This is a genomic window from Borreliella yangtzensis (assembly GCF_014201775.1).
In the GTDB taxonomy this organism is placed as follows: domain Bacteria; phylum Spirochaetota; class Spirochaetia; order Borreliales; family Borreliaceae; genus Borreliella; species Borreliella yangtzensis.
Genome location: NZ_JACHFG010000013.1, coordinates 1 through 9,833, shown reverse-complemented (window position 1 = coordinate 9,833; position 9,833 = coordinate 1). Strand labels below are relative to the sequence as shown.

General features: G+C 26.2%; 10 protein-coding genes. 7 read left to right on the top strand and 3 right to left on the bottom strand.

Features of this window, described 5'->3' with window-relative positions:
• Window positions 1-217: 217 nt before the first annotated feature.
• Window positions 218-1,012 (bottom strand): 5'-methylthioadenosine/adenosylhomocysteine nucleosidase, encoded by a 795-nt coding sequence (locus tag HNP68_RS05685; RefSeq protein ID WP_183221321.1) that lies wholly within the window; start codon window positions 1,010-1,012, stop codon window positions 218-220.
• 121 nt (window positions 1,013-1,133) lie between these two features.
• On the opposite strand from HNP68_RS05685, the gene HNP68_RS05680 reads away from it, so the two are divergent.
• Window positions 1,134-1,616, top strand: coding sequence for a hypothetical protein (locus tag HNP68_RS05680; protein ID WP_183221319.1), 483 nt, complete (start codon window positions 1,134-1,136; stop codon window positions 1,614-1,616).
• Between the two features lie 92 nt (window positions 1,617-1,708).
• Here HNP68_RS05680 and HNP68_RS05675 read toward each other — a convergent pair whose 3' ends face one another.
• Complete coding sequence (locus HNP68_RS05675; protein WP_183221317.1) at window positions 1,709-2,647, bottom strand: ERF family protein; 939 nt, start codon at window positions 2,645-2,647, stop codon at window positions 1,709-1,711.
• A 359-nt stretch (window positions 2,648-3,006) separates the two neighbouring features.
• On the opposite strand from HNP68_RS05675, the gene HNP68_RS05670 reads away from it, so the two are divergent.
• The 3 genes from HNP68_RS05670 (at window position 3,007) to HNP68_RS05660 (ending at window position 6,464) form a co-directional block, all read left to right on the top strand.
• The gene (locus HNP68_RS05670; protein ID WP_183221315.1) at window positions 3,007-4,113 is read left to right on the top strand and encodes a plasmid maintenance protein; all 1,107 of its coding nucleotides are present in this window, start codon (window positions 3,007-3,009) and stop codon (window positions 4,111-4,113) included.
• Between the two features lie 20 nt (window positions 4,114-4,133).
• Complete coding sequence (locus HNP68_RS05665) at window positions 4,134-4,700, top strand: chromosome replication/partitioning protein (RefSeq protein WP_183221313.1); 567 nt, start codon at window positions 4,134-4,136, stop codon at window positions 4,698-4,700.
• Window positions 4,701-5,120: 420 nt separating this feature from the next.
• On the top strand, window positions 5,121-6,464 hold the full coding sequence (locus HNP68_RS05660; protein WP_183221310.1) for a DUF244 domain-containing protein: 1,344 nt from the start codon (window positions 5,121-5,123) through the stop codon (window positions 6,462-6,464).
• Window positions 6,465-6,535: 71 nt separating this feature from the next.
• Here HNP68_RS05660 and HNP68_RS05655 read toward each other — a convergent pair whose 3' ends face one another.
• Window positions 6,536-7,321 carry a tyrosine-type recombinase/integrase gene (locus tag HNP68_RS05655; RefSeq protein ID WP_183221308.1) on the bottom strand — a complete coding sequence of 262 codons (786 nt, stop codon included), beginning with the start codon at window positions 7,319-7,321 and terminating at the stop codon, window positions 6,536-6,538.
• 1,187 nt (window positions 7,322-8,508) lie between these two features.
• Here HNP68_RS05655 and HNP68_RS05650 point away from each other — a divergent pair.
• The 3 genes from HNP68_RS05650 to HNP68_RS05640 all read left to right on the top strand — a co-directional run bounded on the left by HNP68_RS05650 (window position 8,509) and on the right by HNP68_RS05640 (window position 9,468).
• Window positions 8,509-8,688: a hypothetical protein gene (locus HNP68_RS05650; RefSeq protein WP_183221306.1), complete on the top strand. Its 180-nt coding sequence runs from the start codon at window positions 8,509-8,511 to the stop codon at window positions 8,686-8,688.
• A gap of 42 nt (window positions 8,689-8,730) precedes the next feature.
• Complete coding sequence (locus HNP68_RS05645) at window positions 8,731-9,090, top strand: hypothetical protein (RefSeq protein ID WP_221240662.1); 360 nt, start codon at window positions 8,731-8,733, stop codon at window positions 9,088-9,090.
• 69 nt (window positions 9,091-9,159) lie between these two features.
• Entirely contained in the window at window positions 9,160-9,468 is a 309-nt protein-coding gene (locus tag HNP68_RS05640) for a plasmid maintenance protein (RefSeq protein WP_183221304.1), read from the top strand.
• Window positions 9,469-9,833 lie beyond the last annotated feature (365 nt).

Here is a 9,833-nt window from a genome sequence, read left to right as displayed (position 1 = left end):
TTTCATCCCATGATAGCTTTTTAGGTTCTAAAAGAACGATCATCCACTAGAGCATGGTCCGCAAGCTTAACTTCAGGCAGTTCCTGCCTTAGTTTGTATTTCCTTTTATTATAATATATTGTAGCTTATATTACAAATTCATCTCCACCTAAATTTCATAGAAATTATAGGTGGAGTATTCTTTGTTATTTTTTGATAAAGACGATTTTTTTTACCCTTAAAGAATTTTCAAAATTTCTTGTACTATTTTGGCCGAATTAATTGCAGCCAATTCGTAAAATTTATTATATTCAACCTCATTTTTTTCTTTATTTACTATGTCGCATATAGACCTAATAACTATAAAAGGCACATTAAATGTGTGAGCAACATGAGCTATTGCCGCTCCCTCCATTTCAACGGCCGCAACATCGTTAAAGTTTTTTATAATTTTACTTGCGTAAACCGGGTCAATAAACTGATCACCCGTTAATATCAGGCCCGTATACGCCTTTAAACCCTCAAGTTTTGATTTAATCACTTTTGTGGCTATATCAAGCAAGTTTATGTCAGCACTAAATTTTTGTGGATAGTCCATAATTTGGCCAATTTTGTGCCCAAACTTCGTTAAATCAACATCATGATATGCAATTTCTGAAGATATTACTATGTCGCCTATTTTAATATCTTTATATTTGTCACTAACAACACCTCCAGCAACTCCACAATTGATTATATGGCTTATTTTATATTTTGATAAAATGTAGCTAGTCCATAAGCCCGCATTAACTTTCCCAACTCCACAATCAATAGCTATAACATTTTTGTTAGATAAATTGCCCTTTACAATCTTTTTTCTAAGGCCGTATCCTTTAAGCTCTATTTCCTTTTTATTGGGAATGAGCTTTTTTATTTGTTCGAGTTCGTAGTCCATAGCGTTTACTATCAAAACATTACTGTTTTTAGAAAAAGCGATATGGCTATTTAAAATAACCAACAAAAAAACAAAAATTTTTAACAAAAATTTTTCCATAGAATTGTACTCCTTTATGGTAAAAATGAAATCTATAATTTTAATGTATACTGCCTTATAAGGAAAAAGGCAAAACATTTTTTACAATTAAAATTGTGTTATTAGGGGAGGTAACCACGAAGTGATCGATGTTAAAAAAAAATTAAAGTTACTAGAAACTAGCGTAGAAAAAAATGTAAATCTGGTGCTAAATGCCGTAAACAAAAATGAAGCGCTAGAAAAGAACACAAATACGACGCTAAAGATTATGAATTGCAAAATGGAGACTTTAGAAAAAAGTCTCCATAAAAAAATAGATAATTTAATTTCTAATATGGATTTAAAAATTAACAATGTAGAAAAAAATTTCGACTATAAAATGGAAACTTCAGTAAAAAATTCAGATAAAAAGATAGATAATTTAATTTCTAATATGGATTTAAAAATTGGCAATGTAGAAAAAAATTTCGATTATAAAACGGAAACTTTAGAAAAAAATCTATCTAAACAAATAGATAATTTAATTTCTAAGATGGAGGTCCTAGAAAAAAACCTAAATAAAAAAATAGATAATTTAGGTATTAGAATAGATGCTTTAGAAAAGAACTTCACTAGAAATAGATAGTGTAAACTATAATTTTTGATTTATATTGTATGCAGTTCCTTAAAAGCCAATATTTCCCTTATTAAGGGAAATATTGGGGTTGATTTAAATTGTTATAACGCAAATATATAATCAAATTGTCTTTCTTCTTTTAACATACAGAAGAATTTTAATACACTTGTATCATACACAGACTCCTTATCAGACACAAATTTTTCAAACTTATTTAGATCGTCCAATTTATTAGTTTTGTGGAAATAGTCTTTCAAAATTTTCGTCCAATATTCTATGCTTTTAAGCTTAGAATTCTTTTCAAGAATATTATCTAAAAGATTGCTATTATCAACACATAACGCCCTTATTAGGGCATTTATATTCTGTTTTTCCTTATCTTCATTTACCCAATTTTTTAAATTAAGTAGTGCGTTTCTAAAAATTTCATAACAATAAGATTTTCCAATTTTTAACTTCTTATCAAAATTTTGAATTTGATTTATGTCTTTTTTTCGTTCTTCTTGCTTTTGATTAACGCTAATTTGCTTATTAGGTGTAGAATTTTCATTTTCATAGTTATTGCCAATAGGCGCCGCATCAGTGTCCACTTCACTTCTTATGTTCAGATATGCCACTAAAGCGTACCTTTTGAAATAAGTAATAGACGAGCCAACTCGTTGTGGCAATGTATTAACATTTTTAGACCCATTTTCATTGTTCCATTGTAAATTTTCTGTAAGTATTGGTGTATCAAATGAGTCTTTATATCCAGTACTTGTACTGTAGAATGTTGTTCTAACAACATGTAGAACTTGTTGACTTTCTACGACCGTAAAAGTAGGTAGCTGCTTAAAATCAAGTTGTAAATCGTGTTTCTCAATAACGCTATAAATTTCTCCTACTATGTCATTGAAATTTTGATATTTATAGCCATATCCCTTAAGACTTTTGTCAATCCCTGATAAATTCGTCCTTAGGGTTTTCATGTCATTTATAAAGTTAATTTCTGATCGTATATTATTTTGGATATTTTGATTATTTTTTGTAACTTTTTTCATAAACTTACTCCTTTATTTGTTATTTATAATTGTATAGCAAAAACTTTTTTTTACAAAAAAAAGAAGTGGGCACTTAGCAAAACTCTTACTAAAGAATTTTATCAAGTTCCCACTGTCTTATTATTCTTTTTTTGCAAATTACAAATAAAGGTAGCAAACTACAAAAGTTACACTACACTATTTGTAGTGTAGCTTAACTTAGGCTTAAAATCAATTTTTTCACTAAACTATAAAAAGTGTATTTAATCAATGATATTAATACTTAGAATTTAATATTTTTTAGGAAAATATTTACTTTTAAATCACAATTATGCATTATATTATTAATAATTATTGACAACAAATAAAGGAGCAAGTTTATGACAAAATTTACGACCCATAAAAAAAGCCCAAATTGCTATAACAAACACCAACACAAGTTAATCGTTCTTATTTCGACGCTACAGTACATAAACAATAAATATGAAAAATACAATCAACAAAACATACTATATTTCTTTAACAAAAATCTTAAAAGAAATGGCCAAAATCTTGCTAAACTAAAAACATTACAAAAATATCTTTACGAATTAGAAAAAGAAATAAAAGTTACAACTAATTATCATAGACACTTGGGAGTAAATTTTGGAACTGAAATATACTATCAACTTAACTTTTCTAAAAAAGAATGCTATGAAAAAGTGAACAAATACTTTCAAGAAAAAAAAATTGCAAGATTCAAAAGAAGAGCTAAAATAGGCCTTAGAGACAAATTTATTAAAAATGGTAGTGTGAATTTGGGGGAGTGTATAAGTAATAATAATAATAATATAAAAGAAGAAAAAAAAAATCAGATAGAAAAGTTTCAAATAATAAACTATGCTAAAAAATGCAACTTCAAAAATAAAGAAATTCTTCCTTTTGTTTTAAAATTAGATGTTAATAAGGACTTGAAAATTAAAATGCTTAAAGCATCAAAAATAATTGAGATCAAACTACTAAAACATAAAAATATACATTTAAATAAATCTTGCTTTAAAGAAAAGCAAAACAAAATGAAAGAAATTTTAGAAAATACCCAAAAAGAATTTGAAAAAAATGGATATAATGCTAAACAATTGGAAATAAATTTCAAAAAGATATATGAAAATTACAAATATAAGCCACATTTTATTATTGAATATCATAAATACAATGATTTAAGCAAAATAAAACGCAAATTAGAAAAATCAGTTGAAATAAATCAAGAAAATCCACAAAAAAATTATGAAAACATAAGGATAAACATTTTCAATATACTTATTGAACAACTAAAAGAAAAGGCAAATATTGAAGTTTTAAAACCAATTATAAAAAACTATTTGAATAGCAAAAATAAAATAGAATACAAAAAAGTATTTGGCACATATTATTATGAATTATTAGAAATAATAGAAATTGAAAACAATTCATTTAATTTAAAAGCATTGGATAAAAAAGCTATATAGATAGTAAATGAGGAGGCTTTATGGTAATAAAATTCAAGAAAAAAGTAAAAGTTGTAGCAAAAAAATCAAATAATGATGTTGAGCAAAATTCCATGATAGACGAAAGTAAAACTTCTTATTACAAAACACTAAAGGAAAAATTAAAAGAAAATTTCAAAAAAGAGATATTCCATAAAGTGGAAAATATGAAAATTTTAAAAGAAATAAGAGATAATCAATATTACAAATATGACGGTTATAGAACATTTTTAGACTTTTTAAAAGAATTTAATGTTGCAAAAAGTCAAGCATACAAATATTTGAAATTAGCAGCTGCAATGCAAGACGGTGTTCTTGACGCAGCTTATGTAATAAAAAATGGTGTTACTAATTCCTTTAATTACATAATAGATAAAGAAGGCCCATCCTTAAAAAAATCTAAACAAAACCCAGTAAAGCCATTAAGGCTACAACTTAAAACTCAAGAAATTTATAATTTTTATAAAAGCGATGCTAAATTTACTAGTTTTATACTGAACGAAATTTTTGAAAATCAAAAAGATTTAATTAATAAGCTTATGAAAAAGTATAACGACCTAAAAATATAATTTTAGGCCAAAACAAGTTAGCTATTATGCAATATATGGAATATATTTAGATCGAGTACAATAAATTGTTGGATTCCTCTCCAACATTTATAATTTTGTATTCTATGTATAAACCTAATTTAGGGTAGTATTACCTTAAATTAGGCCTTAAATCCCTCATTGATTAAGTTGTATAAATAAAAATTGATTTTAAGCTTAGCTTAAGCTACACTACAAATAGTGTAGTGTAACTTTTGTAGTTTGCTACCTTTTATTTTCAATTTACAAAAAAGAATAATAGGATAGTGGGAACTTGATAAAATTCTTTAGTAAGAGTTTTGCTAAGTCCCCACTTCTTTTTTTAGAAAAAGTTTTTGTAAAAAAGTTGACAAAAAAAGTTTTTGCTATACAATTATAAATAACAAATAAAGGAGTAAGTTTATGAAAAAAGTTACAAAAAATAATCAAAATATCCAAAATAACGACAAGATAAACAAAAAATCCCAAATAATACATGTTAAGCAACAAAGTTTTATTGGTTATGAAGTATTTGAAGAAAAATCTTTTCCAATTAAAGAAAAAAGCAAATTAAGCAAGATAAGTAAAAAATTGCCAGGAATAAGTAGTAAAGAGTGTTTTAAATTCAACCGCAATTTTGATTTTAGCGTGCAAAGAAACAAACTTGATAAATATGGCGCTAGTGAAGTAGGAAATATTCTTATTGGTGGCGTAGGATTAAAAGACTTAATGGTAAATAGAGTGCTTAAATATTTTGGTATGAGTATGCCTTTTGAAGAGAATTTACATATGTTAAAAGGAAAAGAATTAGAAAATTTAGGATTTAGGGAATTTGTTAAGGTACACGGTGATAATATTGAGGTTTTGTACAAAAATAAATATGCCAACGGTGTTGATAAGTATAACTATTCCAAAAAAGTGGGTAGTTCAGAAAATTTAGTAGGCTCAACAATTGACGGCTGGTTTATTAATCTTTATGGCGATTTAGAACTTTTAGAGATTAAAAATAGTGACTCTAATTATATGAGTAGTGCTATTGAAGAATATAATAAAAATGGCAATTTCTTAAGTAGCAAGTATTTTTTTAAATACTATGTACAAGCACAAATGCAACTAGCATGTACTGGACTTGAATATTGTAATTTGTTCTTTTTAATAGGCGCTGCACCGGTTAATTGTAAGATAAAAAGAAATAATGCTTTAATAGCAAAAGTGCTTGAATTTGTTAAGAAATGTGAACAAGAAGTTTTCAATCTAAGAAACGAAATTGTTAAAAATGATAAAAATAAGTTATTGATATCAAACAATATTGATAATGATACATTTAATAAGTTTGTTGAAGAAATTGAATATTTAGTAGAAAAAAGTGATTTTTATCAATCTGGACTTGAATTTGAATGGGTAAAAGAATTTGTAGAATATGTTGAGTGCATTGACCTTGAGATTAAAACCGAACAGTTTGCTATAAACCTTGAAGATAGTCTTATTGAGATTGATAACTTAAAATCAGAATTAACTAAAATTCAAAATGAAAACAAAAAAAAAGAAAAACCCATAAAAGAACTTCTAAAAATCAAAATTGATGAAATTATATGTAAATATCCATTAATTACTCATGTAAATTACAGATTTAGAGAATTTGTGTTTAATTATGACCCTAAGAGAAGGGCAATATCAGATAGATTAAAGGGCCTATTACCAACAAGTGAACAAGTATTCTTTTCTAAGAATATAGCGTTTCCAAATAGTACATATGTCCCCATTTAAATAGGGACATAGAAAATTGCTAAAAAAATACATTAACAAGATTATACGCATTATTTACGCTAAATAGTAGTTCACAAGCTAACGCTATTCTTTATGCACTCATACGCTTGAATTTTACTTGCAGAAGATAGTCCGTAGATATTATCAATTTCATATGTCGAAGAATATTTCATAAGTTCTTTAATTTGGAAAGAATTATAACCACTAGCTTTTAAATTAAAAATAAACAAATTTCTACATAAATGAAGTGATTTATTTGTCTTAAAACCCCACTTTTTAAGCAACTTTTTGAATTTTTTAGCAATATGATCAATGCTAATTCGATTATCTTTAAACCTATGTTTGGTTTTTTGGAAAAAATAAGTGCGACTTGTATTAAGACCTTTTTCTTTAAAATGGTCTTCATGTGCTTTTTGAATAGCATCAAATTCTTTTGAATTTATAACAAATTCTCTAATACAAGTATTAATTCTTTTTTTTACTACATTTACTTTTATGTTGTATAAAGTTTTTCCAGTTTTGCTTAAAAAAGGGGAAATATCTTGCATTTTTACTTTTTGCAGTTCGGCGCCCCTACACCCACTTATTACTAGTAAATGCACAAACCAACCAGATATTGGATCGATTTGTTTTAAAATCTTGACAGATTTTATAATTAATTGGTTAATTTTTGGGTTTAAGTACAGTTTAGCAGGGGTTTTGAAATTTTTTTGTTTATTTTCAGTTGAATTTTTTATCCTATTTTTTAAGGTTTTATTTTTATCTATTATTTGTAGTATTTTCTGATTATCATCATTAATTTTAAGCAACACTTGTGCAACGTTTTTTTTAAAATCTAAATAATCACTAATTTCCATTTATTAACTCACTTTTAAATCAAACAAAATTAAATATCAAAATATAATAATATCAATTTATATTAATCCTAGCAAAATTACCAAGATCAGTCAACCTAAAAAAGCTTTACAACAAGGGGGGGTTGCGTTTATCTACTTTTGGCCTTATCTTTTATAGACCTATGAATAAATTCATCTCATAAAAAACAAGTATTTTTGTAGATTTTAGCTATTAAGTTTTTGTTAAAATTTACTAAATTATTTTGTTATAATATATTATTTTGTAGATTTAAGTTCTATAAAAATAATATTCTCCATTTTAAGCCTAACAAAACTAATTAATGACCAGTTTTGTTAGGTTTTTTGTGATACTACTACAAGCAAAAAATAAAAAATCAATAGAAATTGAAACACATTTTGATTTTACTTTCTAGGCCCCAAATTATGAAGTTTTGCGTAGCTAAAATATGCTCACAATAAGAAAATATTAAGGCCCGAATAATGTCGTTTATTGCGGCTATTTTAGCCCCTACAAGCGACACAAATTTAGCCATAACAAATTATATATCTGTTACAAGAAAAGCACACTAAAACCCCTATAAATGGGTAATAAAAGATTTTGTTTTATGCAGTGTGTATGGTAATTTTTTATACCTTTAAGGCGTAAATAATCAGCGTCAATTATTTAATATCTTTAAATAAAAATCAGTACAAAAATGTATATAGTCCAAATTGTTACATAGCATTAACATAATTTACATTGAATTACAATTCAAATTGTAGCAAAAACTAGTAAAGTATTTTTACCCCTAAACACCTCTCAATAAATTGAAAATTTTGCCTATAATAGGGATATAATAACCGTAAATTAGGGTATTAAGAATATTACACGGCTTATAGTATATACCCCGTTTAGGATTTATAAAAGACTTGAAAATTTACCTTCTATCTTCTTTATAACCTATTTTAATAATCATAATTTTTTTAATGGAAAGTTCTAAAAAATCTCACTAGTGTTACATTTGCAGTTTGTTAATATGTAATAACATAATGTAACAAATTACATTAATTAAATATTTAAAAAAATCGGAATTTAGTTGCTCCAAGAATAAGCAACTCGCTTTTTGGAATTTTTTTAATTTTACATTTTAAATAAAAATTTGTAAACATATATCTTTGCTTTACCTTTTTAATTTTGGAGCGGGTTTATGAAAAATAAAATGTTTATTGTTCGTATTTTTGTTGTGTTTTTAACTTCTTGCGTAGTTAATCCAGCAACAATAGAACAACAAACAACTTCTTGTACAATTCATAAAGAGACAGAAACTGAGCTTATAGAGTCTTGTAATCATAAATATAAGCGTACAGAAATCACAATTAGCAATTAAAAAAATTAATGCTTATTGCTAACACAAAATTTAAGGATTTTTATGATATCAAATATTAATAAAAACGATTTTGGTACTTACGACAAAAAAAATCTTTCCCAAAAAAATATTTACAGTAAAATAGAAAATCTAAAAAAAGAAATTTCCCTTATGAAAGAAAACTTTTCAGAAAACGCCTCATTCCTAGGCAACAAAATTCTGAATTTGGAAACACAAATAGCCTACTTAGAAAGCGATATAAACGCAATTAAAAAAGAATTTTATAAAACCAAATCTTTTGTACATGCAATATTTCATGAATATTATCTAAAAAGTATTCTTATTTTAACAATAATTACACCATTTATCACGACTATTTTTGGCTGTATTGCTTGGTGGATAATTGACAAGTTCATCAAATAGCATATGTTGTATTCTAAAAATTCTATGGCTATTTACTTAAAGGACAGGGTTTTAGAACTGGAATTGAAAATGATAGCAATGTTAATAAACATTGCAAATACCCACTTTAAGCAACTTCCCTTGGAAAAACTACTAGAGGACTTAAATAAAATTGTTGAACACCCAAATAGAAATATCACTACCCTAAAAACATTGAAAAAATATCTTTCCCTATTAGAGAAAGATATAAAAGTCATAACTAAACTTCATACTACGAATATAGATAGTAAATTTGCAAACTACTATAGACTAAATTTTTCTTTAGAAGAAACAAGTCTACGAATAAAAGACTATTTTTCAAAAAAATTAATTTCAAAACCCCCAAAAGCAATTATTTGAAAAGTACCTTGATTAACCAAAATTTTGAAAGATTATTATGAATAATAATGCGACTAGCGTGAGCTAAAAAATTAGAACTATTTGTATGCAAAATATATATACTTACCATAGTTATGGTAAGTATATATATTTTGCACAACAGGTTTATTAAACTTGTAGTTCAAAAGTTATCTTATTGTGGTTTTTAAGCTTAAACAGAATTAATTGTATAGCGCCTACTAAAAAAATCCAACACCTTTAAAAGGGGTGTTGTTTGTGCCTCGTGAACTACTATTTCTAAATCAAAGATTATAGAAATAGCTTCTTGTTTCATCCCATGATAGCTTTTTAGGTTCTAAAAGAACGATCATCCACTAGAGCATGGT